The organism is Zoogloea sp. LCSB751 (genome assembly GCF_002028455.1).
Classification (GTDB): Bacteria; Pseudomonadota; Gammaproteobacteria; order Burkholderiales; family Rhodocyclaceae; genus Zoogloea.
Window position 1 is genome coordinate 1 of record NZ_MWUM01000165.1, and the last position, 277, is coordinate 277.

The 277-nt window shown below is 56.0% G+C and carries 2 tRNA genes; both read left to right on the forward strand.

The window, feature by feature from the left end:
• Positions 1-117 precede the first annotated feature (117 nt).
• Positions 118-191: transfer RNA gene (locus tag B4920_RS26205), tRNA-Cys, on the forward strand.
• Between the two features lie 8 nt (positions 192-199).
• Positions 200-275 (forward strand) — tRNA-Gly (locus B4920_RS26210).
• Positions 276-277: the final 2 nt, after the last annotated feature.

The window sequence follows — 277 nt, forward strand, 5'->3', positions numbered from 1 at the left end:
CGGCAGTAGCTCAGTTGGTAGAGCGCAACCTTGCCAAGGTTGAGGTCGAGAGTTCGAGACTCTTCTGCCGCTCCAGATTTTACGGGGAAGCAAACCTTGCTTCCCCGATTGATTTAAGGCGCGATAGCAAAGCGGTTATGCACCGGATTGCAAATCCGTGTAGGTCGGTTCGACTCCGGCTCGCGCCTCCAGGTACTACGCGGCAGTAGCTCAGTTGGTAGAGCGCAACCTTGCCAAGGTTGAGGTCGAGAGTTCGAGACTCTTCTGCCGCTCCAGA